Annotated in this window: 23 protein-coding genes and 3 tRNA genes; 19 read left to right on the forward strand and 7 right to left on the reverse strand. The window is 38.3% G+C overall.

The genetic code is table 11. The features are described from left to right. Window positions 1–250: 250 nt before the first annotated feature. The 6 genes from D172_RS00915 to D172_RS00940 all read left to right on the forward strand — a co-directional run bounded on the left by D172_RS00915 (window position 251) and on the right by D172_RS00940 (window position 4,665). The gene (locus tag D172_RS00915; RefSeq protein ID WP_002963009.1) at window positions 251–475 is read left to right on the forward strand and encodes a hypothetical protein; all 225 of its coding nucleotides are present in this window, start codon (window positions 251–253) and stop codon (window positions 473–475) included. A gap of 116 nt (window positions 476–591) precedes the next feature. Beyond that, window positions 592–960, forward strand: a complete 369-nt coding sequence (locus D172_RS00920) for a YacL family protein (RefSeq protein WP_033023874.1) — start codon at window positions 592–594, stop codon at window positions 958–960. A 52-nt stretch (window positions 961–1,012) separates the two neighbouring features. Then, window positions 1,013–1,468 carry a dUTP diphosphatase gene (gene dut, locus D172_RS00925; protein WP_007378912.1) on the forward strand — a complete coding sequence of 152 codons (456 nt, stop codon included), beginning with the start codon at window positions 1,013–1,015 and terminating at the stop codon, window positions 1,466–1,468. Window positions 1,469–1,528: 60 nt separating this feature from the next. Beyond that, on the forward strand, window positions 1,529–3,379 hold the full coding sequence (locus D172_RS00930; protein ID WP_007378911.1) for an NUDIX hydrolase: 1,851 nt from the start codon (window positions 1,529–1,531) through the stop codon (window positions 3,377–3,379). Then, complete coding sequence (locus tag D172_RS00935; RefSeq protein ID WP_007378910.1) at window positions 3,376–4,101, forward strand: hypothetical protein; 726 nt, start codon at window positions 3,376–3,378, stop codon at window positions 4,099–4,101. The genes D172_RS00930 and D172_RS00935 overlap by 4 nt, the downstream gene beginning before the upstream one ends. Continuing rightward, entirely contained in the window at window positions 4,102–4,665 is a 564-nt protein-coding gene (locus tag D172_RS00940; RefSeq protein ID WP_007378909.1) for a dCTP deaminase, read from the forward strand. It abuts the gene before it with no gap. Here the strand turns inward: D172_RS00940 and yrfG are convergent. Further along, window positions 4,662–5,309 (reverse strand): GMP/IMP nucleotidase, encoded by a 648-nt coding sequence (yrfG, locus tag D172_RS00945; RefSeq protein WP_007378908.1) that lies wholly within the window; start codon window positions 5,307–5,309, stop codon window positions 4,662–4,664. The two genes, D172_RS00940 and yrfG, sit on opposite strands and share 4 nt — an antisense overlap. 61 nt (window positions 5,310–5,370) lie before the next feature. Between yrfG and nudE the strand changes: the two genes are divergently transcribed. The 7 genes from nudE (at window position 5,371) to D172_RS00980 (ending at window position 9,943) form a co-directional block, all read left to right on the forward strand. Then, on the forward strand, window positions 5,371–5,943 hold the full coding sequence (gene nudE, locus D172_RS00950) for an ADP compounds hydrolase NudE (RefSeq protein ID WP_007378907.1): 573 nt from the start codon (window positions 5,371–5,373) through the stop codon (window positions 5,941–5,943). Next, the gene (cysQ, locus tag D172_RS00955) at window positions 5,936–6,739 is read left to right on the forward strand and encodes a 3'(2'),5'-bisphosphate nucleotidase CysQ (protein WP_007378906.1); all 804 of its coding nucleotides are present in this window, start codon (window positions 5,936–5,938) and stop codon (window positions 6,737–6,739) included. Before nudE ends, cysQ begins: the two co-directional genes overlap by 8 nt. A gap of 136 nt (window positions 6,740–6,875) precedes the next feature. Further along, a tRNA-Met gene (locus D172_RS00960) sits at window positions 6,876–6,952 on the forward strand. A gap of 161 nt (window positions 6,953–7,113) precedes the next feature. Further along, window positions 7,114–7,190: transfer RNA gene (locus D172_RS00965), tRNA-Met, on the forward strand. A gap of 141 nt (window positions 7,191–7,331) precedes the next feature. After that, window positions 7,332–7,408 (forward strand) — tRNA-Met (locus D172_RS00970). Between the two features lie 374 nt (window positions 7,409–7,782). Next, the gene (locus D172_RS00975; protein ID WP_007376180.1) at window positions 7,783–8,397 is read left to right on the forward strand and encodes a trimeric intracellular cation channel family protein; all 615 of its coding nucleotides are present in this window, start codon (window positions 7,783–7,785) and stop codon (window positions 8,395–8,397) included. Between the two features lie 34 nt (window positions 8,398–8,431). Beyond that, window positions 8,432–9,943 carry a YifB family Mg chelatase-like AAA ATPase gene (locus D172_RS00980; protein WP_007376181.1) on the forward strand — a complete coding sequence of 504 codons (1,512 nt, stop codon included), beginning with the start codon at window positions 8,432–8,434 and terminating at the stop codon, window positions 9,941–9,943. Here the strand turns inward: D172_RS00980 and D172_RS00985 are convergent. Both D172_RS00985 and D172_RS00990 read right to left on the reverse strand, forming a co-directional pair. Then, entirely contained in the window at window positions 9,940–10,644 is a 705-nt protein-coding gene (locus tag D172_RS00985) for a response regulator transcription factor (protein ID WP_007376182.1), read from the reverse strand. The genes D172_RS00980 and D172_RS00985 overlap by 4 nt on opposite strands. A 216-nt stretch (window positions 10,645–10,860) precedes the next feature. Continuing rightward, window positions 10,861–13,356 (reverse strand): alpha/beta hydrolase family protein, encoded by a 2,496-nt coding sequence (locus D172_RS00990; protein ID WP_007376183.1) that lies wholly within the window; start codon window positions 13,354–13,356, stop codon window positions 10,861–10,863. 84 nt (window positions 13,357–13,440) lie between these two features. On the opposite strand from D172_RS00990, the gene D172_RS00995 reads away from it, so the two are divergent. After that, complete coding sequence (locus D172_RS00995) at window positions 13,441–14,517, forward strand: hemolysin family protein (RefSeq protein WP_007376184.1); 1,077 nt, start codon at window positions 13,441–13,443, stop codon at window positions 14,515–14,517. Window positions 14,518–14,549: 32 nt separating this feature from the next. On the opposite strand, the gene D172_RS01000 is transcribed toward D172_RS00995, so the two are convergent. After that, window positions 14,550–15,761 (reverse strand): EAL domain-containing protein, encoded by a 1,212-nt coding sequence (locus D172_RS01000; RefSeq protein ID WP_007376185.1) that lies wholly within the window; start codon window positions 15,759–15,761, stop codon window positions 14,550–14,552. Between the two features lie 163 nt (window positions 15,762–15,924). On the opposite strand from D172_RS01000, the gene D172_RS01005 reads away from it, so the two are divergent. Next, the gene (locus tag D172_RS01005; RefSeq protein ID WP_007376186.1) at window positions 15,925–16,941 is read left to right on the forward strand and encodes a metalloprotease; all 1,017 of its coding nucleotides are present in this window, start codon (window positions 15,925–15,927) and stop codon (window positions 16,939–16,941) included. Window positions 16,942–17,008: 67 nt separating this feature from the next. Here the strand turns inward: D172_RS01005 and D172_RS01010 are convergent, their stop codons facing one another. Continuing rightward, on the reverse strand, window positions 17,009–17,956 hold the full coding sequence (locus tag D172_RS01010) for a chemotaxis protein CheV (RefSeq protein WP_007376187.1): 948 nt from the start codon (window positions 17,954–17,956) through the stop codon (window positions 17,009–17,011). A 159-nt stretch (window positions 17,957–18,115) separates the two neighbouring features. Here D172_RS01010 and D172_RS01015 point away from each other — a divergent pair, with 159 nt between their 5' ends. Continuing rightward, window positions 18,116–19,183: a potassium channel family protein gene (locus D172_RS01015; protein WP_007376188.1), complete on the forward strand. Its 1,068-nt coding sequence runs from the start codon at window positions 18,116–18,118 to the stop codon at window positions 19,181–19,183. A 108-nt stretch (window positions 19,184–19,291) separates the two neighbouring features. Here the strand turns inward: D172_RS01015 and D172_RS01020 are convergent, their stop codons facing one another. Further along, a complete protein-coding gene (locus D172_RS01020) occupies window positions 19,292–19,753 on the reverse strand; it encodes an EVE domain-containing protein (protein WP_007376189.1) in 462 nt (153 codons plus the stop codon). Between the two features lie 77 nt (window positions 19,754–19,830). Here D172_RS01020 and tesB point away from each other — a divergent pair, with 77 nt between their 5' ends. After that, complete coding sequence (gene tesB, locus D172_RS01025) at window positions 19,831–20,688, forward strand: acyl-CoA thioesterase II (RefSeq protein WP_002957902.1); 858 nt, start codon at window positions 19,831–19,833, stop codon at window positions 20,686–20,688. A 20-nt stretch (window positions 20,689–20,708) separates the two neighbouring features. Here the strand turns inward: tesB and plsB are convergent, their stop codons facing one another. Beyond that, window positions 20,709–23,147 (reverse strand): glycerol-3-phosphate 1-O-acyltransferase PlsB, encoded by a 2,439-nt coding sequence (gene plsB / locus D172_RS01030; RefSeq protein WP_007376190.1) that lies wholly within the window; start codon window positions 23,145–23,147, stop codon window positions 20,709–20,711. Window positions 23,148–23,564: 417 nt separating this feature from the next. On the opposite strand from plsB, the gene rpsJ reads away from it, so the two are divergent. Then, window positions 23,565–23,876 (forward strand): 30S ribosomal protein S10, encoded by a 312-nt coding sequence (gene rpsJ, locus D172_RS01035; RefSeq protein ID WP_002957900.1) that lies wholly within the window; start codon window positions 23,565–23,567, stop codon window positions 23,874–23,876. 27 nt (window positions 23,877–23,903) lie between these two features. Beyond that, complete coding sequence (gene rplC, locus D172_RS01040) at window positions 23,904–24,539, forward strand: 50S ribosomal protein L3 (RefSeq protein ID WP_002957898.1); 636 nt, start codon at window positions 23,904–23,906, stop codon at window positions 24,537–24,539. Window positions 24,540–24,543 lie beyond the last annotated feature (4 nt).

Below are 24,543 nucleotides of genomic sequence, written 5' to 3' on the forward strand. Positions count from 1 at the left end.
GCTAAATAAAATACTGTTTTTATAAACAGCTATTTATAAAATAGCCTTAAAAACGAGTAACTTGCTATTTTTTTAAACAAACAAAAAAGTGTAAACGCACAATAAAAATTGCTAATTTGACCTAAAGTTAGCAATTTTTACTAACTCTCTAAATCTAGACTAATTTAACTATTTGATTTGTAAGCTTTAATAAATTGGCATAGAGTGTGTAAGTAAATAATTATAAAATCAAATAAATACAGAGGTTAGTATGGCAGATCAAGGTTCTGGCGGTAACGTAATCGCAGCATTATGTAATATATTTTTTCCTGGTTTAGGGCAGTTAGTGCAAGGGCGTATTTTAGCGGCTATATTTTTTGCACTCGCTATTATAATAAGTTACGCACTAATTTATGTGCTTGTAGGTTTTGTACTTGTGCCTATTATTTACTTATGGTCGATTATTGACGCAGCGCGTTATAGATCGCGAAGTTAACGGCTTTAAAGTTGAGTAAAATAGCGCCCTTGTGGCGCTATTTTACTTTATATGTCCTGTGGTTTGCGGGCGTTTACGTATATAATTACGCAATTAAAGATTTACAGGCAAACCCTATGGAATATCAATTTATTCGCGACCCTATTAGTGGGCTACGTATTAAAATAAGTAGTGAACACACTATTATTGGTCGCTGGCTAAACGAAGAAATAGGCAAAGACAAAGTAGCTATGGTGCAAGCGCTTATTGCATCGGTGAGTTCAAGCTATGAGCCGCTAACGCTAAAAGGCCAAGAAATAGATTTAATATTAACCAAAGACGAAGCACTATTTGAAGCCCATGCGCTTCATCAAGACAGTGAAGACCTAATAGCGTATCAAGATGACGATTTAGCGCTTGAAGAAAATGGTTTAAGTAGTGGTTGTGGCTTTGAAGACTTTGTTGACCTGATCAACTCATGGCATGAGTTTTCGGCTGGTCGTTAAGTTATATTATCTGTATTATTTTTATAAATTTATTTAGAGTAGAAAGTTTAAAATGAAAAAAGTTGAATTAAAAATTGTCAATCCTAAAGTTGGTACTGAAATTCCTATGCCTGAGTATGCTACAGATGGCTCTGCTGCTATAGATCTTAGGGCCTGTATTGATGATATATTACAAGTTTTACCGGGTGAGACGAAATTAATTCCTACTGGTATTGCTTTAAATATGCAGGATACTGGAATGGCTGCTACTATTTTGCCTCGCTCAGGTTTAGGTCATAAACATGGGATTGTATTGGGTAATTTAGTCGGATTAATTGACTCAGATTACCAAGGCGAGTTATTCATTTCAGTATGGAATAGAGGTAATGATGAATTCTCAATAAACTCTGGTGATAGAATTGCTCAATTGATGTTTATACCAGTACTTAAAGCTGATTTTGTACTTGTCGATGAGTTTGAAGCAACAGATCGTGGAACTGGTGGCTTTGGTCATACTGGCGTGAAGTAAACTTCTTAGGTGGCGTGTATATTCACGCCACATAGCAACTTAGTTAAAAGGATTTACTAAATGATTCGACATATTATTGCCGTAATTTCAGCACTCTTAATTTTATTAATACTTTATATTCTCAATAAAAATATTGCTATTGGAGCTTTAGGAGGTATTGCAAGTCTTATAATTGTTGAAGTTTATTTTTTTATGGGAAAAAATGATCTCGATCTTACATTCCTTGGCCTGAAAAGATTATTTTATGTATTTAAAAAAAGAAAAATAATAAAAGAATCTATTAATTATGACTCATTGGCTGATTATGCCTTCTGGTTAAAAGAGGAGTTTGTTTTTCCTCTATCTTCCTTTAATAAAAAAATAGATAAAATTGTAATTCAAAAGCTTTCAAGTTTTGAAGCTGCCATATTTATTCTACTTATTAATGATAACCACAATTGTATAGATTGCAGCTACCTTACTTCAGAGGATTTTAAGGAACTTTTTACTAAAGCTCTAAAAGAGCCCTTTTATAAAAGGTTAATTCTCAAAGAATCTCTGTCGAAAATTATTAAGCCAGCTGATTTAGAAAAACTCCTTATCAAGTTTGAAGAGCAATTAACTGTAGATTGCGATTTAAGTAATGAAAATATTGATAATGATCTTTTTAAAGGAAAAGTTAAAGAGTTGTGCGCCGTGGGTGGAGAAATGAAAATATCAATCTTCTCAACCACCTCTCAACTATCCCACGATATATTAAAAGATTTAAAAGCTTATCAAACAAGTTCCACTAAAGTTGATATAGATTTCTATCTTTGCAGTCCAAATGTTAAAACAGACTCAGCAATTTTAGAATTAATGAAAGAGTACGAAGTCCCCGTTGGTGCTTTACCATTTCAATTTGTAAAGCTTAGTAATAAAAAAGCACATGTAGAAATGGATATTACCCGTCGTGTATTTAGAGTGTTGCGTTCTTTTCAAGATATTAAGGATAATCAAGAGAGTTACTGTAAAACGTCGGTTTATTTATATAAAAAAAGTTACCCCGGGTGCAAAATTCGCCTAATAGAAAATAAGTTTGTTGAATTACAACCTGGTCCATTAAAGTTTGCTAATAATTTATATCGATTTCGTATCGCGAGCACAGATTCAGAAATAATACATACTCTTAGTAATGCTGTTAAAAACTTTAAAGATGGTAATGAAGTTCAATGTCTTGAATTATTAAACCAGCCAATAGAGCAGGCTGAAAAGCAGGCATTACTAGAGTTAGCTGAATGGCTAGTATCAAGGGGCATAAAAACAGATGAGTTATTTAATTATGCAACAGATATTCATGCATCTAGTGGTGATCAAGAAACTCGTACTAGGCTAAAATTTTTACAAAACAGAATAGGAACTGCTTATAAAGCTATATCTAATTTGAGTGATTCTATAAATGAAGAACTTTATGCAAAAGAAAACTTTGAAAAAATGACGGGTGCAGGTATTAGGGAAGTTAAAATAAACAACAAAATCAAACATATAACAGTCGCCGCTATTTTTACTAATAATAATAAAATCCTCCTAATTGAAAAAGCCAAAGAATTTTACCAAGGAAAGTATAGCCTTGTTGCAGGACATGTTGAGTATCAAGATAGTACGCCTGCTGATGCTGTTGAAAGAGAGGTCAATGAAGAGATAGGATTGAGCGTAAGTAGCTTAAGTTATATTTTTCATATTGATGACTTAACAGACAAATGTGGTCACGGTGGTGAGCTACATGATTGGCATGTTTTTAATTCTTATGAAATCATAGATGAGAATAGGTTAAAACTTGGTGCCGAAGTTAAAAGTATTAAATGGGTTTCTTTGAATGAACTCCAAAAAATGAAAGAAGAATTAACTGATGGTGCTTGCAAGATTTTTAATGCCATGGGTTGGTTGAAATGAAAACCGTTGTTATAAGACTAACTGGCGGCGGTGCTATTTCTGAGGTTAGTACCGAAATTGATGTGCCATGGTGGGGGTATAGAAATATGCATATCACTCCTGATATATTCAAAGATTTACCAGTGATTATTGCAAACAACCCATCAACAAAGTTCATATTCGTTTGCGGTGGCATAGGGGCTTTTCTTTTTACTGATTTAGTTAAAAACCTAGCTATGGATAGTTATGCAGATGAAGTTGGGAAGGGCATAATTTCGATATTAAATGGTATCGCAATATCATATTTAAACTCATTTTCTGTAAAAGTTTATCCAAATGAAGTACCTGTCAATGAAGTAGAAAAATACTTATCTACAACTGATGCTAGTTGCTTTTTCATTAAGCCTGATTCAGGTTGTATTAGTAGTGATTCACTAGCTGCAGAAGCAGCTTTTTTGGCTAAAGCAGACCTTTTGTTATATGTAAAAAAAGGTGCTCCTCAATATCATGTTGGTTTCGATAAGCCAACGATCATTAACCGCTGGTCATTAGATGATATAGAGCTTAAATCTCTTACTTTGTATGAAGAGCAAGCTAAGCATTATGTGCTTGATTATCAGGCATGTTCAATACTCAAATCTAATACTAACGAAATTTATATTATCCCTCCTGAAATTATTAAAGAAATCAATACGAGCTCTTTTCCTGGCAGTAACTCAGAATTAGTAACAAGGGTGTATTAAATGGTATTAAGTTCCGAAAGCATAAAAAGACACCTAATTGAAGGTAAGCTTGTTATTGAGGGTTTTAAAGAAAGCTCATTCAGACCTGCGAGCTATTTACTGAGGCTAAGTGACCAAATACTTTTAATGGAACAGCACGATAGAGAAATTGATACTAAATCTACAGATACGAAATCTTTTTTTAAAGCTATACAAATTCCAATTGAAGGGTATGTTTTAAAATCAGGTGATTTTATATTGGGAGCTTCTATTGAGTCTTTGAGTTTACCAAATTCTTTGTGCGGAGAGCTAAGTCAACTATCCTGTTACGCTAGAGTGGGTTTGAGCATTAACTTCAGCGCTAATTATGTTGCACCAACATTTGGTCACAATAACCCGTCATCTATAACCTTTGAGATAAAAAACGAATCTTGTAATGATATCCGTATATATTCTAGAGTGAATTTTTGCCATATACGCTTTATGCAAACTGACTTGGATGTTACAAGTTCATACAATGGAATATACAGTGGGCATAAAGAGGCAAAGGCAGCTGACTTTAGTACAAAGCCAGCGAAAGGTTAAATAATCTTACGATAGTCGGTAACACTCAGGTAATCGGCTATTTCATTATGTGGTTGTTGGCTATCAGGGTTAGCAACTGCAAGTAAGTGCTCGATGCCGTATTCTCGTGCGGCATTTAATACCGGCACACTGTCATCTACAAACAAAGTGCGCTGCTTATTAAACCCTAAGTCTTTTTGTACTTGGTGCCACAAACTTTGTTGCTCTTTACTTACTCCATATTCATGAGTAGACACTACACCATCTAGGTAGTTATCAATCGCTGTATGCTCAAATTTAAGCATGACACTCTCAGGGTGGGCGTTGGTAAGTAAAATTAACTCTTTGCCTGCTTTTTTAAGCTCAGTTAAAAAATGAGGTACGTCTTCGCGCATTTTAATTAAATGCTGAGACTCTCGTTTAAGCTCCATTATAGGCAAGCTTAATTGCTGCTCCCAATAATCTAAACAATACCACTGTATTTGACCGCTCACAGCTTGATAGCGTTTTAAAATATCTGCTTTAGCTGCATCTAGGCTAATGCCTCTCGCTAATGCGTGTTGCGCAGGGATAACGTTAAGCCAAAAATGACTGTCGTAATGTAAATCGAGTAATGTTCCATCCATGTCGAGCAAAACGGTATCGATTTTTGACCAATTTAACATAGGAATTTCAACTTATAAGGTTTATTATTGAACTAACTGCCATGATAGCAAATTAACGCCAATGACACAGAAAAAGCACCCAACACCACCACAAATCCTCAGTAACAATGTTGTCGCTAAAAGCCGCCTGTTTACTGTGGAGTCTTTAGAGCTAAAGTTTTCTAATAACGAAGAGCGCCAGTATGAGCGAATTCGCGGCGGTGGCCGGGGAGCAGTGATGATTGTTCCGTTAAGTGCAGATAATGAGTTACTACTTGTACGTGAATACTGTGCGGGCACAAACAATTACCAGTTAGGTTTTCCTAAAGGCTTAATTGATCCGGGCGAAACCCCAGAGCAAGCTGCTAACAGAGAGCTTAAAGAAGAAATTGGCTTTGGTGCTGAGTATTTTAAACCATTAAGAACAGTAACAATGGCGCCGAGTTACTTTAATGCCACAATGCATATTTTATTTGCTAAGCAATTATACCCTCAAACCCTTATTGGTGACGAACCTGAGCCGCTTGTTGTTGTTAAGTGGCCATTAACTCAGTGGCAGTCATTATTAGAGCAAGAAGATTTTACCGAAGCACGCAGTGTTGCAGCTTTGCTATTATTAGATAAGTATTTAGCGTCTGGAGCTGCCGATGAATAAATTAATCGAACCGTGCATTGAATTAGCTGAGCGTGCTGGCGATGCAATTATGGCTATTTATAAAAAAGGCGATATTGGCCAGCAAGAAAAATCAGATAACACGCCTGTTACCAAAGCTGATTTAGCAGCAAATGACGTACTGGTTGCTGGATTAAAAGTATTAGCGCCCGATATTCCAATTATGTCGGAAGAAACACCTATACCAGCACTCGCTGACAGACAAGACTGGCAGCGTTATTGGTTGCTCGATCCGATGGATGGTACAGGCGAATTTATTTTAGAAAGTGGCGATTTTGCAGTAAATATTGCATTGATTGAAAATAACCAGCCAGTGCTAGGGGTTATTCATTGGCCTGCCAAAAGTGTGACTTATTTTGCTACAGCTAAAAATGGTGCTTTTAAACGTGAAAACTCAATTGATAAGCAAATATCTGTAGCGCCACCAGAGAACTTAACGCTTGCAGTGAGCCGCCGCCAAAAAATAGAAGCGGTGAGCCAGTATTTAAATAGTCAGTTTACAACGATTGCTGTTGGCTCCTGTTCTTTAAAAGCTTGTATCGTTGCAGAAGGCAAAGCAGATTGCTTTTTAAGAATTGGCCCAACGGGTGAGTGGGATACAGGTGCTTCGCAAGTTATTATTGAGGAAGCCGGTGGCTGTATTACCGATGCAGAATTTAACCCGTTAACGTACAACCAGCGCGAGAGCACTGAAAACCCTGACTTTATAGTAATGGGACATCCTGATTGGGAATGGCAAAAAATGATAAATCCACACCAAAGATTGAGCGCAGAATAGCGCTTTGGTTGCTTTTTGTTCACTTGAACAACATTAAGTAGTTTAAGCCTTGCATTATATGTTTATTCCTATATAGTAGCGCTCTCTTCAAGGCAGGCTCGTAAATATTACGAAAATGTTTTAAAGAAATTACAGGCGCGGGATGGAGCAGTCTGGTAGCTCGTCGGGCTCATAACCCGAAGGTCGTCGGTTCAAATCCGGCTCCCGCAACCAATATTTTTATTGAAATTTGGTGCAATAGGTAGTTTTAAAAGGTCGTCGGTTCATTCTTCACCTTCACAACTCCCGCAACCAATTTCCTTAGGGATTGAGGTTACTGTAAACTCTAACTTAAGAGATAAAATAAAGTAGTCGATAGACTTAAAATATACAGGCGCGGGATGGAGCAGTCTGGTAGCTCGTCGGGCTCATAACCCGAAGGTCGTCGGTTCAAATCCGGCTCCCGCAACCAATTTTTTATAAAGATTTAGTGCAGTAGGTAGCTTAAAAAGGTCGTCGGTTCACTTTCCACCTTCCCAGCTCTCGCAATAAATTTTTAATTGGAAGCCAAGTTGTAATGTAAGCAACTTAAAACAAGTCTACAAATTTCAGGCGCGGGATGGAGCAGTCTGGTAGCTCGTCGGGCTCATAACCCGAAGGTCGTCGGTTCAAATCCGGCTCCCGCAACCACTGAAATTAAATATCTAAAAAATTAAAACAAAATCGCACTCTTTATTGAGTGATTTTTTGCGTTTGGAGTTTAATAAATTATTATAAATTTAAATCCACTGTTACTGCGTAAAACACTTTGCACAAGTAAGCGAAGGTCGTCGGTTCGCTTTTTACAAACTCAAGCTCCCGCAGCCACTGAAATTAAATATCTAAAAAGTTAAAAAAAATCGCACTCTTTATTGAGTGATTTTTTGTGTCTGAAGTTTGGTAAAATTCTTTATATTCTGCTTTATTTAATGACTTTCCTCTAATACCTGTAGCCTTTAACAAATAAATTTTTTAAAAGAGAATTTTATGTTAAAACGGTTAAAATATTTTAAGTAACAATACACATGACAGAACTTTATCACTGGTTTGATTTAATAGGCATTGCGGTGTTTGCTGTATCGGGCACTTTATTAGCGTACGAGAAAAAAATGGATGGCTTTGGAGTCGTAGTTTTAGCTACGGTAACCGCAATTGGTGGTGGTACAGTACGAGACCTAATTTTAGACGCTCCTGTGTTTTGGTTACACGATCAAAGTTACTTTTTAGCCATACTCGCTTCAGTATTTGTTACAACACGCCTTATAAATAAGCAAAAGCCGATACCTCATTATATTTTACAAACAGCGGATGCGTTTGGCTTAGCTTTTTTTGCCGTAATGGGGGCGCAAAAAGCGCAACTTGCTGGTATGCCTGATATGACAGCAGTAATAATGGGTGTAATTACAGGCTGCTTTGGTGGATTAATTCGAGATGTACTTGCCCGTGAAATCCCTATGTTATTAAAAGGTGAGCTTTATGCTATTACCTGCATAGCGGGAGGCACTGTTTATACACTTAGTATTGGTATTTCGTTAGCAACCGAAGTGGCAATGATATTAGGTATGTTAATGACCTTATTACTTCGTTTAGCTGCAATAAAGTGGCAAATCACATTACACGTTTTTAAATATCCTGACTAAACTGGTGTAATCACACCATTTACTAGGATAAGGAATGTCTTTAGCTCGTATATTTTCTCGTGCCCAAGTGGGTATAAGCGCCCCTGAAGTTATTGTAGAAGTTCACCTAGGAAATGGTTTACCCGCTTTTCATATTGTAGGCCTGCCCGAAGCGTCAGTTAAAGAGTCGAAAGATAGAGTGCGTAGTGCGCTCGAAAACTCTCAATTTGGCTTCCCCGATCAACGAATAACCGTAAATTTAGCCCCTGCAGATTTGCCAAAAGATGGCGGGCGGTTTGATCTTGCAATTGCTGTGGGTATTTTAGTCGCCTCAGGGCAAATAGTGTGTCCTGATATTCATAAGTACGAGTTTTATGGTGAGCTTGCTCTTAATGGCGAGATACGTGGTGTGAATGCTATTTTACCTTCGGTACTTGCTGCAAAAGAGCAAGATCGCTGCTGCTTTTTACCCTTTGCAAATGACAGTCTAGCAAGCCTAGTTAATGGCGTTAAACGCAAAGCCGTCAGTTCTATTCAAGAAGTGTGGGGGGACTTACTTAATCAACAACCTTTGCCATTGAATATAGAGTACCCCGACTGCACGCAAGCCCCTGACTTTTTGCTCGATTTAAGCGATGTGAAAGGTCAGCCTGGCGCAAAGCGAGTATTAGAAATCGCCGCAGCTGGCGGGCATAATTTACTTTTTTTAGGCCCCCCAGGCACTGGTAAATCAATGTTGGCCCAGCGAATGGCAACTATAATGCCTACTATGTCGGACGATGAAGCTATTTCGACTGCTGCGCTTTACTCTATTATTGGGCAATCTATAGATTTAACTAATTGGCGACAGCGGCCATTTCGTAACCCGCATCATACGTGCTCAGCGGTTGCTTTGGTTGGTGGCTCATCAAACCCTAAACCGGGTGAAATTTCATTGGCACATAATGGAGTGCTTTTCTTAGACGAATTACCAGAGTTTGAGCGTAAGGTGCTTGATTCACTGCGTGAGCCGATGGAGACTGGTACGGTTACTATTTCACGTGCAGCTAGGCAAATGGAGTTCCCAGCGCAGTTTCAGCTTATAACCGCATTAAACCCAAGTCCAACAGGGAGCCATACTGATAAGCGAGCAACTCCCGATCAAGTTATGCGTTATTTATCGCGCGTGTCGGGGCCTTTTATTGACCGTATTGATTTACAAATAGAGCTTCCTCGGTTAACGAGTGTTGAATTACAAAGCACTCAGCCGGAGGAAAGTAGCGCTGAGGTTAGAGTAAGAGTTGAAGCGGCTTATTACCTACAGTTAAAACGCCAAGGTAAGGTTAATGCGAGGCTTAATAATAAAGAAATGAGTGTGCACTGCGTATTAGCGCCTGCAGAGTTGCAGTTCTTAGCCAGAGCAAGCGAGAAGCTGTCTTTATCGCCACGTTCTTATCATCGAGTGATAAAAGTGGCGCGTACTATTAGTGATTTAAAAGGCGCTGAAAATATTAGTTTAAATGAGCTTAAAGAGGCACTTAATTACCGTGCTTTTGAGCGCCTTATTGCGCAATTGACTAAGTATTAAATAGAAAGCATATAACCTTTACCGCGTACGGTAACAATGCGTTTCTGATCTTTTTCGTCATTTAACTTTTTACGTAAACGACCAATAAGTACATCAACAGTGCGATCATTTGGGCTCCAATCTGGCTGGCCTATTTCTTCTGATATTTTTTCGCGGGAAGTTGCTTTACCTGCATTACTAATTAAACAAATCAGCACTTTATGCTCGGCTTCAGTTAAGCGTGATTCAACGCCCGCAGCAGTAATTAATGTGCGGTTATCGGGATGAAGCTTAAAGTCAGCATACTCTATAAACTCTTCGCTTTCGTCGTCTTCTAGGTTAACGGCAACACGCTTATAGAGCGCGCGCATGCGTAGCTCCAACTCAAGTAAATCGACGGGCTTACAAATATAGTCGTCAGCACCTTGAGCAAGACCAGCAATACGATCGGCTTGGGAGTCACGACTCGATAATACAATAACGCCAATATCGGTCAGTGTGTTTAATTCTTTTGCGAGCTGAAGACCATCGCGCTTAGGTAAAACAATGTCAATTATGGCTAATGATATAGCACCGCGCAGGTTTACTCGCTGCTTTACAATGCTAAGTGCATCAGCGCCAGTGGGGTCGATCTCTATTGTAAATTCGGTATCTGCAAAGTGATTTTGGATGCGTTTAACGAGTAGTTCATCGTCTTCAACCAATAAAACATTAATAGCCATAGTACTTTATTTTGAATGCTTATAGCCTTATATGGTAGCACCATTAGGTAAATGCTGAGAAGGGTGTTTAGTCGTTTTAGGTAACTTAATATTTCAAAAGAGAGAAAGGCGTTATGAGAGGATGAGATTAGCACCTTTAAACTAATTCAAAGGTGCTAAATAATTAATACTGCTATTAATAAATCTGTATTAAGTCGTTATTTTTAAGGTCCAGGCTCAGTCATTTTTATACATGGAGTCCCACCATTGAGGCTCGTCTTTTAGTTTTTTATCAAAATATGCGAGCATGGTGTTCCACCAATTAAATCGTTTATCGCGTGCAAAAATTTGGTGGTCGGCGCCTTTGTATTCTATTAACTCTACATCTTTATTAAGCAGTTTAAGCGCAGTGTACATTGTTAAGCTCTCGCCAACAGGTACATTGGTATCGCTATCACCATGAAGAAGTAGCATAGGTGTTGTTACTTTGTCGGCATGAAATACAGGACTATGTTGGCTGTACAGCTCAGAGTTATTCCACGGGAAGCTATTTTTTGATGCTTCGCCAGAATATAAGTAACCCCACCAACCTTCACCCCAATACGAGGTAATATTAGAAATACCCGCATGAGCTATTGAAGCACTAAATATATCGGTTTTAGTTGCTAATAACATGGTCATGAAGCCACCGTACGATGCCCCTAAGTTACCTACTTTTTTACTATCAACATAGTTGTATTTCTTTAAAAAGGCTTGCGTGCCTTCGATAATATCGTCTGCAGTGTAGTCGCCCCATGCATTAACATGCTGCGCTGAAAACTTTTGTCCAAACCCTGTTGCGCCAGTAGGTTGTACTACATAAACAACGTAGCCATTTTCTGCCCATAAGTTAAACGGGTAACGACCTGTAAAACCACGCGTAACTGGTGAAGTGCCGCCGTAGTAATACACGAGCGCCGGGTGCTTTTTAGTTTTATCTAAATTGCTAGGAATATAAACGCGGCCAGTTATTTCAACCCCATGTTTATTTTTAAAATTAAACTCTTCTAATGTAGGGAGTCGTGTATTTGCATAGCTACTTGGTTTTGAATCCCATATTAAATCTATTTTATTTTTACTTACGTTAAGGCGCTTTAGTTGTTGTGGCGCTAAAGCGTTAGTGCCACTTAATAAAATTTCGGTATTACGGTCGTGTGAGTAACTAAATTTTTCAACAATATCCAATCCTGTATTTAACTTTTTAAAGCGCTGTTTACTTAAATCAAATAGGTAAAGTGGTTGAGTGTCTTGCTCTGTTACTTTAATGAGCGCATCGCCGTTTTCTAAAACTTGCAGTTGGCCAATAGCAGAATCGAATTGTTTACTAAGTGCTTTTACGTTTTTACCGCCTTCAGTAAGTAGGTAAAGTTGCCCGTCGTAGTTATTAGCAAGCATTGCTTTTGGTAGAGCTCTACCTGCGCCATTTTTAAAGTCAGGGCCTGCAACTACATAAGTATCTTTATTTGCGTATTTGGCTAAATTAAACGTTTTGAATTTACCAAGCGATGAAAGCTTGTTTGATTTTAAATCGAGTTCGACTAACTCTGTTTCAGGGTGGGTTGATGCTTGCATTGCCATTACTGGGCGGCTCATTAATATTTTGCCACGGTTACTATTTGAATCTTCAAGGCTGTAAGAAAGAGGACCTTGGCTAAGTGCTTTTGTTAAACCACTTTTAGTATCAAGCATATAAATTTGGCTGGTGGTACGTGCATACGACCAGCGATCTTGTAGACCTTTATAGTGCTTGGTTAAGCTGTTAGTGCTCTCAGGTGATTTAGACCAGCTAAACAAAAGACTGGTGTCGTTATAAAAGGTAAAGCCATTGGCTCCTTCTAAATCGTTTGCTAATGTTTTTATTGAGAAGTTTTTACGGTTAAGTTGTTTAAGCTCACCATTTAACAAATACACTAAATATTGGTTATCTGGACTCCAAATAATGTTACTTGGTTGGCCTGCTTCGAAGCGATAAAGCGTTTGATTATCTGAATCTTTAAGTACAGTAACTGTATTTGCTTGGTTTTGTGTTTTATCGCTATAAGTGCGAGTAGTAGTAACGTACTGCTTAGCATTAGGTGCGAGTGATAATTGGCTGATCGTAGGGGCATCAAACAATTGTTTTGCAGATAAGCGTTTTGTTTGTGAGGCGCTAAGCGTAATTTTATCAACCTCGCTTTTAGGTGCAAAATCAAGCATTACGTCGTGCCAATTAGCTACTTGTTGGACTACTATTAAAATAGAGTGAGTACTGTTATTTAAAGCTAACTTATAGCTGTTTTTATCGCCTGTTTGTAGTTCGCCATTAATAAATAACTGACCTTGTTCAATCCCTTTTAAGGTAAGCGTACCTTGTGTAAAGCGGGTTGTTTCAATATTAAATTTTAGTGCCTGTAACCCACCTAAAGTGAGCGCATTGATTTTATTAAACGGCTGCCAGTTTTGTTTTTTCCCAAATACAGAAAAACTATCTGTGTCTGCTTGTAGTTGCGGCAATAGGTTGTTAATAATCGCACTGCCATGAGGTGTTTGAAAAGGCTTTAACTGCATATCTTCGGCAAGTGGGCCGATAAACTGAATTTTTGATTTATCCAATGGTGCAGCTATTGCAGCAAAGCTTAAGCTGCTAAGCGTTAAAAGAGCAGCTGCGTACTTAAATAGCTTATTTTGATGACACCATGGTGCGCTAAATTTCATTATTATGCCTATTATTATTGGAAGTTTGGCCAAATATAGCATGTATTGTTACCATGCTCATATATCCAATATAGAGGAGAGAAAGTGACTTTACTGATAGTTTATATGGTAGTGGCGATTGTTATTTCGTTTTTATGTTCTGTGATGGAGGCTGTGTTATTAAGTATTTCGCCCAGCTATGTTGCATCACTTAGGAAAGAGCACCCTGAGCTGGCTAAACAGCTCGAAAAGCTTAAAAACAATATAGATCAGCCTTTAGCTGCTATTTTAACTTTAAATACGGTTGCCCATACTGCGGGTGCTGCAGGGGTTGGCGCACAAGCGGCTGTCGTGTTTTCCGATGCGGCTGTAGGTATTGCATCAGCTATTATGACATTCCTCGTATTAATCCTTTCTGAAATTATTCCTAAAACCTTGGGGGCTAATTACTGGCGAGCTCTAACGCCAAGTGTTACTTACGCTTTGCGGTTTTTAGTTATATCGCTAAAGCCTTTTGTATGGTTTGCACAAAAGCTCACTAATCTGATGAGGCCAGAGCACAACGAAGCGTATTACATCCGTCAAGAAATAGAGGCTATGGCTGATATAGGCACTGAATCAGGGGCGCTTCATCAAGATGAGTCTGAAATAATTCGTAACCTATTGCACTTTAGACATGCAAAGTTATGCGATTTAATGACGCCTCGAACTGTAATTTTTAAAGTTCATAAAGATTTGACGGTTAATCAGTATTTAAACGATCACGGCTCGTCATCATTTTCTCGTATATTGGTATTTGATAAAGACAGCGACGATATTGTAGGGTTTGTGCATAAAAACGATATTATGCTGGCATTTCACCGTTTAGGTACTGATTACAAAATTAGCAAATTGATTAAGCCCATTTATACGGTGCCAACCTCTCAGAATGTATCGTCGTTACTGCAAACTCTTTTAACAAAGCGCACGCATATATGTTTAGTTGTTGATGAGTACGGTGACGTGCAAGGTATTGTAACGCTAGAGGATATGATTGAAGCTTTAATGGGGCTAGAGATTGTAGATGAGCGTGACCAATCAACTAATATGCGAGCAGTAGCTAAGCAACGTTGGCACAAACGCTTAGCAAGTAGTGCGCATATAGTCAGTGAAGAAGATAAGCACACTCGGGGTGATAATTAGCTAACAGGCCCCGAGTAAATATTAGTACCGCTTTAAGCGGGGCTGCCATCAGTTCTTAGCCAATTTTTAGCCCAATCTATAAATTCATTTTTGGATTTAGGAGAGCTATATAGAAAGCCTTGTATGGTTAAGTCTTTTTTATAGTGTTTTAGATAGGCAAGCTCTTCTGGTCGTTCAACACCCTCGGCTACTAAATCTAAATGCTCTTTGTTAGTGATATTAACCAATGAACTAACAATAACCTGAGAAAATAAGTCAGTTTCTATATTACTAATGAGGGAGCGATCTATTTTAATTTCAGTAAAGGGTAGGTTTCTGAGTTGGTTTATATTAGTAAAACCAACACCAAAGTCGTCAAGCGACACTCCAAAACCATGCATTCTTAATCTGTTTAATGTTTCAAGCTGTGCGAGGCTTGAGAGTGCATGCTGTTCTGTTATTTCAATAATAATGTTACTAGGAGTGAGTTGATTAAGCTCTAAAATTAGCAGTAATTTATTTGGACAATTTAGATCATCAAGTTGGATAGGTGATAAGTTAAATGCCATTTTAAAATCGTGACCGAGCTGTGCTTTTATATTTGAAAATTCGCTGGTGGCCTTTTCAAAAAGAGAGAATGTAATTTGATTAATTAAATTGTACTGCTCAGCAAGGCTAATAAAGCGATTTGGTAAAATAATGCTACCATCCTTACTTGATACAATCCGCGCCAGTATTTCAACACTCTCTATTTTATTATTAATCGCATTAACTTTAGGTTGATAAAAGGGTGTTACCTCATCATTTTTTAATGCCTTAATAAGTTCACTTTTTGAGATCAGGCTCTCTCTTAATAAAGTGTGGCTATTTAATTTTGCTACTTTGGTAAGTAATTTTCTCATTTGGGATAGTTGAACAGGTTTTGGTATATTACCAATCAGGTGTGCGTTGTGTTGTTTTGCCAGATCAGCTGCTAGGCTAATTACTTTATGGTCCATTTCAGACACAATAATAATTCCGCCTTGATAATTTAATGCTCCAAGATGTCGTATTAATTCCATTCCATCCATTTCAGGCATATTGAGATCGGTGAAAACAGCGTCAAAGCGGTTTATGTCATTGGCTACTTTTTCGAGTGCCTCGGCAGCACTTAAGCAGGTAACAACCTTTTCAGACATATCTAATTCACTGAGTATGGCTTCCATAATTATCAAAATTGCCTTTGAATCATCAACGACTAAAATATTTGGTACCATTTTTTTCATTGTTATCCCTTTCAATATAAGGCGTATTATTACTATAAAAGTAGTAGTATTTTTTACGTTTGTCAGTTTTAAATAATTTTATTTAAAAAGTTACTAACTACCGTTACTCGTGTTTTTTAGCCGATTCGGTATACTAACGCCATTGTTTTAAACGGTTTTAATTATGATAAGAATAGATCTTACTTTAGCTGAACAGCCTTTTTCATTTATGGTTTCAGGGCAAAAGATTGTACAAGTTTTTCATGCTCAACAAGCCATTACCTTTGATAATCCTCGTGAAAACTATTATCAATTTACTTACGACAACAAAGTAATAGGTATTGATACAGAGGCAGTGGAAGAGCAAAGCATTTCGCTATTTGTAGATGAGCAATTTGCAACACAACTTGCGTTACCTGCCCCGGTAAATGCAGCACCTAAAAAAGGCTTTTTAGGATTAGCAGCATTAGGTTTTAAGCTTTTTAAAAGTGCCAAGGTAATTAAAGTAGTGCTTGCAGGGGCTTCTGTTGCAGGCTATGCGTGGTTATTTAGTATCGAATTTGCACTAATGCTAATTGGTTGTTTAGTCGTACATGAGTACGGACATGTGCGCGCAATGAAATACTTTGGCATAAAAACCAAGGGCATTTACCTAATCCCATTTGTGGGCGGGCTCGCTGTTAGTGACGATAAAATAACAACGCGTTGGCAAGATGTAGTTATATCACTAATGGGGCCTGCATTTGGTTTAATTACTTCTGTATTGGGCGTGGTTTTATATTATGCCACAGAGATGGAAATATTTGCCGGTGTGGCGGTGCTTAGTGCGTTATTAAATTTATTTAACTTGTTACCTATTTTACCGCTTGATGGTGGGCATGTATTAAAAAGTATCAGTTTTTCAATGCGTTCATGGATTGGTTTGAGCGTATGTTTACTCGGGGTACTATTTGGCTTATGGCTGAGTTACACATTTGGTTTGATGTTACTGGTATTCTTTTTGTTTGTCGGTGCGCTGGAGATTGTATTTGAATGGCGAGGCCGTCACTATTCACATTTGATGCCGCTAGATAAATATGGCCAAGGCTTTTCAGCTGTTATGTATGCAGTTGTAGTGGCTGGGCATGTAGCTGTAATGATGCATTTTGCCGACTCGGAGAATCCAATATTAAGCCTACCGATGACTATTTTATCGAGTTGATAATTTACGATTAAAGAAATATCTCAGTAAGCTGTATACGTAGACAATACAAAAGGGTACCTATTGTCTACGTATAATTAAGCACTATCTTTAAACGGCTTTGTACTTCTTCAACGAGTAAGTCTGGCTGAAACTTAGATAAGAATGCATTACACCCTACTTTTTCTACCATAGCTTCGTTAAAACTACCACTTAAGGAAGTATTAAGGACGACATAGAGATTTTTAAGCCTGCTATCATTACGTATTTCATGGGTTAAGCGATAGCCATCCATTGAAGGCATTTCAGCATCTGTAATTACCATTAAGAGCTCTTTTTCGACATCTCGCCCTTCATCAGCCCAGCCTCTAAGCATGTTAAGAGCTTCTAAGCCATTACTTGCAGGCACAATCTCAATGCCCAGTTGTGACAGCGTATCGCTTACTTGTTTACGTGCAGTGGGTGAGTCATCGGCGTGAAGTATTTTACGTCCTGCAAACTCATTGACGATACCTTGATCAAGTACTCCCTCTGAAATATCTACTTCATATTCAACTATTTCGGCAAGCACTTTTTCTACATCAATAATTTCAACGAGCTGTTCTTGGCCATCGCGCTTTATTTTAGTGAGGGCTGTTAAGTAATGATTTTTACCAACAGAGCTAGGCGGAGGCATAATATCTGACCATGTCATATTGACGATTTGATCAACTTTGCCAATTAAAAAGCCTTGTACGCTTCTATTGTATTCAGTAATAACTAAGTTACAGTCTTCGGCGTATTTTACTGCGGACATAGAAATAGCCTGCCGTAAATCGATTACAGGTATAGATTCACCTCTAATATTCGCAACTCCGGTTATTTTGGAATGAGAATGGGGAATTTTGCTTAAATGTGGCAATTTTACCACTTCCTTTATTTTAAACACATTGAGTGCAAATAAATGCCGGCTATGTAAATAAAACAGTAACAACTCTAAGCGGTTTTCACCAACCAACTGAGTACGTTGATCAACCGAAGCTAAAACACCAACCATAATGAACTTATCTAATCTAATTATTTTATAACTATAGTCTACTATTTTTTAACTTCATAGCTCAGTTATTATTTTTCGATTACAGCTAGTTGTTGCTATGGTGGTATAATTTGCAGTACCGTACTACAGAGTAATTTTACTAATCTATTAGCAATAACTATGCATCATATTTTTAAACGTTTTATCGTGTTATTACGCAGTCATATAGAGCAAGTGAGTTGGCAATCTGTTGCGATTGTTACCTTTATGCATATTATTATTACGTGGTGCTTATTAGTGATCGCAAATGAAAAAGCCTTGATACCCCCAAGTACTTTTTTTTACTATTACGTAATAACAACATCAACGGTAGGTTATGGTGATTTTAGCCCAACGACAGAACTTGGCCGTTGGGTGGTAGCATTAGTGCAGATCCCATTTGGTTTAGCTTTATTTGGTGTCCTGCTTGGAAAAACAGGGCAAACAGTTACTTATTTAATTAGGCGCGCTATGACTGGTGATAAAAGTTTTGCACACAGTATTAACCATATTATTATTTTTGGTTGGCACGACACTCGTACAAAAAAGATGATTGATTACATTTTGGCTGACAGGAAGCGAACTGACCGCCGTATTTTACTCGCGGTAACAGAGCAAATGGATCATCCTTTTTTAACTAACGAACATGTTGATTTTGCACATCTAACCAGTTTTACAAATTTATCCGAACTTGAGCGTGTTGCAATAAGTCGTGCCGATAAAGTCATTATTGATGGGCAAGATGACGATCAAACATTTACTACTGCACTGCGTATAAGCCGTTTAGTTAAGGATGATTGCCATATCAGTGCTCATTTCTTAGATGAGACAAAAATAGATATGCTGTTAGAGCATTGTCAAAATGTAGAGTGTAGCAGTGCTAAATCGGCAGAAATACTTGTACGTTCAATGCAAGATCCAGGTTCTAGCCGTGTACAAGAGGAGCTGCTTTCTACACTCCATGGTGATACGCAATTTAGTTTGGCAATACCTAAAGACTGTAAAGATATGGAATTTGGCACTTTGTTTCATCATTTTAAGCTTGAACATGATGCAATATTATTAGGCGTTGCACACAATTTGAGTGCGCAAAATATGGATTTAAACCCATCGCTTGATTACAAAGTAAGTGAAGGTGATATTTTGCACTACATATCTGTAGAGCGAGTATTAAGTAGTGAAGTTGATTGGATAAGTTTGGAACGATAGTTAGCGTACCCAAGGCGATGAAAAAGGCTCTTTTATCAGTGTCGTGACTTTTTGTGACACAGGTTACTTCTTTGCTTTGGATTGCGCCTAAAGACCGAAAGAATAAAGCTAAGTGCTAACCATCTTCACTATTTGCAGCCAGTCATGTTCTGTGACTGGCATAACAGATAATCGCCCTGCTTTTTTTAGTGCTAACTCAGTAATTGAATCATTCGCTTTTATATCTTTAAGACTCACCAATTTTTTTAGATGGCTTTGATAGGTTACTTCAACGACAACCCAACGAGGATTTTCGCTGGTGGCTTTAGCATCGTAATAATCACTACTTAAATCAAATTGAGTGGGATCTGGGTAGGCTTCTTTTGTAACTATAGCAATACCCGCTACACCCACTTGTTTACAGCTTGAATGATAAATCATCACCAAGTCGCCAATTTTAACGCCATCACGCATAAAGTTCCGCGCTTGGTAATTACGTACGCCTTCCCAAAGCGTGGTTTGTTTTGGAGCGTTTTTTAAATCATCTAATGAAAACGCATCGGGTTCAGTTTTAAAAAGCCAGTAAGCCATAACAGTATTCCTAACATATATTTACTTCCCACTATTGTATAGTATCATTTGAATATCAGGGTAATGAGGAAGAAATGATGAGCCAAGTATTAGATGATTTATTGTCGTTGTTAACACTTGAAGAAATTGAGCAAGGTTTATATCGAGGGCAAAGCCAAGATTTAGGCTTTGGTGCTGTGTTTGGCGGTCAAGTTATGGGGCAGGCGCTTTCTGCTGCTAAAGAAACTCTACCTGAAGGGCGAATAGTTCATTCATTACATTCTTACTTTTTACGCCCAGGCGATCCGGCTAAACCCATTGTTTATGATGTTGAAACTATTCGAGATGGGAAGAGTTTTAGTACACGCCGAGTAAAAGCGATTCAGTACGGTAAGCCTATTTTTTACATGACTGCGTCGTTTCAGGGTGAAGAAAATGGTTTGTCGCATCAAGCGACGATGCCTGATGTTCCCGCACCTGAAGAACTACGTTCATCGCTTGAGTTTTACCAAGATAACGCTTCACACATTCCTGAAGTCATCCGTAATAAGTTTACCCGTGAGATGCCAATTGAAATGCGACCTGTGACATTTCATAACCCGTTTAAGCCAGAAGTTATGGAGCCAGTAAAACATATTTGGTTTAAAGCCAATGGTGAAATGCCGGACGATCAGCGTATCCATAATTACTTATTAGCGTATGCGTCTGATTTTGAGTTTTTACCAACTGCATTACAACCTCATGGTGTATCGTTTATGCAGCCAAATATGCAAGTAGCTACTATTGATCATGCAATGTGGTTTCATCGCCCATTTAGAATGGATGATTGGATTTTGTATTCAATTGATAGCCCAAGTGCGAGCAATGGTTGTGGTTTAGTACGCGGGCAGTTTTTTGATCGCCAAGGCAACTTGGTTGCCTCAACAATGCAAGAAGGGGTTATGCGCCAGCGCTAACCCCTTCTGTAAATGCATTGCTAGTTACACTGGTCTTGTACTATATCGCTGATTGACTGCCAGACGCGTGCTGGCAGTAATGTTTTAAGGTGTGCGTAGGTTTCACATAGTTGTGTGCTACCTACTAAGCCCTCTTCACCTTCTGTTATTAATGACTCTCCACGTAAGTTATCGATAAAGCTAACAAGTACTTTTTTGTCAAAAAACTCAGGTGTTTTAATGCCATGCAGTGTGCCTAAACGTTGCGCGAGCACTTGGCTTTCTCTTTCAAGTTCTGCTTTTTCAATGCCATCACTTGTTTGAATAAAACCAATTACAATAGCGTATCGTTGCAGAGTGAAGCTAAGTGCTCGTCCAAGCATTTCAAGCTTAGCTAGGCAGTCATTACTGTTCGTTATATGAATGTTATCGCCATCAAACTCAATTAAATTTTGATCAGCAAAGTTAGCTAAAATTCGTGTTATATAGTTTTCATCAAGAGGCTGTAAGTACCATTCTTTAGCAAATAGCGGATAAAATGTTTTTACAAGTTGCTGGCATTGAGTAATCGTAGTGCTGTGTTGTTTAAATAGGTGCAGTGCAATTAAACTTGGTACTGCGAATAAGTGCAAAATATTGTTTCTATAGTAATTAAATAAAACTTTCTCTTTATCACTAATTGTGATTATTTCACCAAATTCATCACTAATAACTTCAAACTTATTAAGCTTTAATGCATGTGTTAGTAATTGCTCTGGTGTTTCGTCAGGCGCTGTTACTTTATCGCTATAACTGGCATCGCGTTGTAAGCGCAGGTAAAAATCAAGTTGTGCTAAAAGTTTTGGCTTACTCAATGCTTGTTTATCGTTAACGAGTAAAATCATCGCCAATAAGTTAACAGCATTAAGTGCTGCTGCATTATTAATTTTAATCATTACTTGATCAGCAAGTTGAGTTACTTGTGTGCCTAACCATTGTGGCTTTTGTACATCGGTAGGATGTATTGAATCACGCCAATCGGGTTGGTTGTCGTTTAAATATTGATTAATTGAAATTGGATCACCAAAGTTTAGATAACCACGACCATAGTTTTTAAGGTTTTTAATCGCCTTAAAAATACCGAAAATAGATTCGCCTTTTTTATCTTTACCATCCAGCTCTTTAAGGTAAGTGTTTATTTCCATTACGTGCTCGTAGCCAATGTACACAGGAACAATAGATATTGGTCTGTCTATTCCGCGAAGCATCGCTTGTAAGGTCATTGAAAGCATACCTGTTTTAGGCGGAAGTAAGCGCCCAGTTCGGCTTCGACCGCCCTCCGTGTAAAACTTAACAGAGTAACCTTTAATAAACAGTTGGCTTAAATACTCTTTGAAGATGGCAGAATAAAGCTTATTACCTGCAAATGAGCGACGAATAAAAAATGCCCCCGAGCGTCTAAATATCCCGCCGGCAGGGAAAAAGTTAAGATTAATACCTGCAGCTATATGTGGCGGTACTAAACCTAAATGATATATTGAGTAAGTAAGGAGCAAGTAGTCCATATGACTGCGATGACAAGGCATGTAGATTATTTCATGGCCTTTATTAGTCAATTCATGAAGTTGTTCTGTGTGTTTAATATTAATACCGTTATAAAGCTTATTCCACAACCACGTTAAAAATCGCTCAGCTACACGTATCATTGCTTCTGAATAATTAGCGGCTATTTCGTCAAGTAACTTGAGTGCATTTTGACGAGCTTCAGTTTGGCTTATATTTTTAGCTTTAGCTTCATCTAGGATTGCTTTTTTAATTGTAGGGGACGCTAATAAAGAATTAAATAATTGTTCACGAGATGGCATTTTGGGGCCAGTAGCTGCGAGCTTTTGACGTTTAAAGTGAACGCGAGCGACACGCAGTAATTTGTGTGGTAACTCACTTACATCGGCTTTCTCGTTTACCAAAAGCGATAAGTCGAGAGGTTGACTAAAGCGAATAAAGTTATCACGTCCTGAAAACAACACGACAAAAAACTTTCTAAACCAACTAGGTGTTACCGAGTGTGTAATTAATGTGCGTAAACCTGGTTTTTCTTTACCCGGATCGCGGCCCCATAAAATTGTAACAGGTACAACTTGTACGTTCTGTTGACCACTATTAATTAAGTGTTCAATAATCTGCTTACCTTGAGCTAAAGCATTTGTTGGTTTAGCTTTGTCGCCAAATAATGGTGGTGGATTTTTGATTCCAATAAAACGATCTAAATGCTGAGAGCCTAATACTTGCTCTTCAATTGGGCTTGGCAAACCATGTTTTTTACACACATGTGTGAGTGCCGCTAAATCAAATCGTGAATTTAAACGCACTATATAAAATGTAGGGTATTCTGGGTTTAGATCATACTGCTCAATGGGGTTCTCTGGCAGCACTTTACTTCGTACTAGTAAGCGGCTAAATCCAGCAGACAAAACATTTAAACAATAATTAAAAATACGCATCGACTCACCATATTGAGAGTATTAAAGGCAAAATTAGCGCAATAGGATACCATAATATCTAAAAATCCTTTAGTTTGCGCTATTGAGTAGTTAACTTATTAATTGACTAATAGTAGAGGTATTAGTTCAAGTATAACCAGTGAGTATGTACGGACGCTTATTTAATCAAATTAGTGGTCATTGTGTTGTTTCTAAATAGTTGTTGCATTTATCACCAATACCTCTATAATACGCAGGCTTTCAAAATTCCCTAGGGAACTAGAAAGGATAAATTAAGCTTGGATTTCAAGCTAATAAACAGGAGTTCCGATTTGGAACTCAACGTAGATATAATCAAACAGCCGACATCTTAAGTTTTAAGATTGTTTCGGTCGTTTTTTTATGCTCTTTTAAATGCTCTTTATATTGAGGTTAAGAATGTCAAATCAACGCATTCGTATTCGCCTAAAAGCTTTTGACCACCGTTTGATTGACCAATCAACGGCAGAAATCGTGGAAACTGCGAAACGCACTGGCGCACAAGTACGTGGTCCAATCCCACTACCTACACGCTTTGAACGTTTTACTGTACTAACTTCACCGCACGTTAATAAAGATGCGCGTGATCAGTACGAGATCCGCACCCATAAACGTCTGATAGACATCGTAGAACCAACTGACAAGACTGTAGACGCGCTTATGCGTTTAGATCTTGCTGCTGGTGTTGATGTTCAAATCAGCCTGGGTTAATCGAAAGATTAGAGAGGTTTTAGGAAAATGGCATTAGGTCTAGTCGGTCGTAAAGTGGGTATGACACGAATCTTCACTGAAGATGGTGTATCTATCCCTGTGACAGTTATTGAAGCGACACCTAACCGCATTGCTCAGATCAAATCTGACGCAACAGACGGTTATAACGCGCTTCAAGTAACCGCAGGCACTAAAAAAGCAAGTCGTGTAAACAAAGCTAAAGCGGGTCATTTCGCTAAAGCTGGTGTTGAAGCGGGTCGCGGTCTGTGGGAATTCCGCCTTAACGGTGGTGAAGGCGATTTTGAAGTAGGCGCAGAGCTTACTGTTGAATTATTCAACGAAATCAACAAGGTTGACGTAACCGGTACTTCTAAAGGTAAAGGTTTCCAAGGTGGTGTTAAGCGCTGGAATTTCAGCATGCAAGACGCTACACATGGTAACTCTCTATCTCACCGTGCTCCTGGTTCAATCGGTCAAAACCAATCACCTGGTAAGGTGTTTAAAGGTAAGAAAATGGCCGGTCATATGGGTGCTGAGCGTGTAACGACTCAAAACTTAGAACTAGTTCGCGTTGACGCTGAGCGTAATTTGCTTTTAGTTAAGGGTGCAGTACCTGGAGCTATTGGCGGTGACGTTATCGTTAAACCAGCTGTTAAAGCATAAGTCC

Origin of the sequence: Pseudoalteromonas sp. Bsw20308 (assembly GCF_000310105.2) — a bacterium.
Classification (GTDB): domain Bacteria; phylum Pseudomonadota; class Gammaproteobacteria; order Enterobacterales; family Alteromonadaceae; genus Pseudoalteromonas; species Pseudoalteromonas fuliginea.

Excerpts from the sequence above, each read along its gene's own strand:
- D172_RS00915 (WP_002963009.1), top strand. The coding sequence starts at position 251 with ATGGCAGATCAAGGTTCTGGCGGTAACGTAATCGCAGCATTATGTAAT.
- D172_RS00920 (WP_033023874.1), top strand. The coding sequence starts at position 592 with ATGGAATATCAATTTATTCGCGACCCTATTAGTGGGCTACGTATTAAA.
- dut (WP_007378912.1), top strand. The coding sequence starts at position 1,013 with ATGAAAAAAGTTGAATTAAAAATTGTCAATCCTAAAGTTGGTACTGAA.
- D172_RS00930 (WP_007378911.1), top strand. The coding sequence starts at position 1,529 with ATGATTCGACATATTATTGCCGTAATTTCAGCACTCTTAATTTTATTA.
- D172_RS00935 (WP_007378910.1), top strand. The coding sequence starts at position 3,376 with ATGAAAACCGTTGTTATAAGACTAACTGGCGGCGGTGCTATTTCTGAG.
- D172_RS00940 (WP_007378909.1), top strand. The coding sequence starts at position 4,102 with ATGGTATTAAGTTCCGAAAGCATAAAAAGACACCTAATTGAAGGTAAG.
- yrfG (WP_007378908.1), bottom strand. The coding sequence starts at position 5,309 with ATGTTAAATTGGTCAAAAATCGATACCGTTTTGCTCGACATGGATGGA.
- nudE (WP_007378907.1), top strand. The coding sequence starts at position 5,371 with ATGACACAGAAAAAGCACCCAACACCACCACAAATCCTCAGTAACAAT.
- cysQ (WP_007378906.1), top strand. The coding sequence starts at position 5,936 with ATGAATAAATTAATCGAACCGTGCATTGAATTAGCTGAGCGTGCTGGC.
- D172_RS00975 (WP_007376180.1), top strand. The coding sequence starts at position 7,783 with ATGACAGAACTTTATCACTGGTTTGATTTAATAGGCATTGCGGTGTTT.
- D172_RS00980 (WP_007376181.1), top strand. The coding sequence starts at position 8,432 with ATGTCTTTAGCTCGTATATTTTCTCGTGCCCAAGTGGGTATAAGCGCC.
- D172_RS00985 (WP_007376182.1), bottom strand. The coding sequence starts at position 10,644 with ATGGCTATTAATGTTTTATTGGTTGAAGACGATGAACTACTCGTTAAA.
- D172_RS00990 (WP_007376183.1), bottom strand. The coding sequence starts at position 13,356 with ATGAAATTTAGCGCACCATGGTGTCATCAAAATAAGCTATTTAAGTAC.
- D172_RS01000 (WP_007376185.1), bottom strand. The coding sequence starts at position 15,761 with ATGAAAAAAATGGTACCAAATATTTTAGTCGTTGATGATTCAAAGGCA.
- D172_RS01005 (WP_007376186.1), top strand. The coding sequence starts at position 15,925 with ATGATAAGAATAGATCTTACTTTAGCTGAACAGCCTTTTTCATTTATG.
- D172_RS01010 (WP_007376187.1), bottom strand. The coding sequence starts at position 17,956 with ATGGTTGGTGTTTTAGCTTCGGTTGATCAACGTACTCAGTTGGTTGGT.
- D172_RS01015 (WP_007376188.1), top strand. The coding sequence starts at position 18,116 with ATGCATCATATTTTTAAACGTTTTATCGTGTTATTACGCAGTCATATA.
- D172_RS01020 (WP_007376189.1), bottom strand. The coding sequence starts at position 19,753 with ATGGCTTACTGGCTTTTTAAAACTGAACCCGATGCGTTTTCATTAGAT.
- tesB (WP_002957902.1), top strand. The coding sequence starts at position 19,831 with ATGAGCCAAGTATTAGATGATTTATTGTCGTTGTTAACACTTGAAGAA.
- plsB (WP_007376190.1), bottom strand. The coding sequence starts at position 23,147 with ATGCGTATTTTTAATTATTGTTTAAATGTTTTGTCTGCTGGATTTAGC.
- rpsJ (WP_002957900.1), top strand. The coding sequence starts at position 23,565 with ATGTCAAATCAACGCATTCGTATTCGCCTAAAAGCTTTTGACCACCGT.
- rplC (WP_002957898.1), top strand. The coding sequence starts at position 23,904 with ATGGCATTAGGTCTAGTCGGTCGTAAAGTGGGTATGACACGAATCTTC.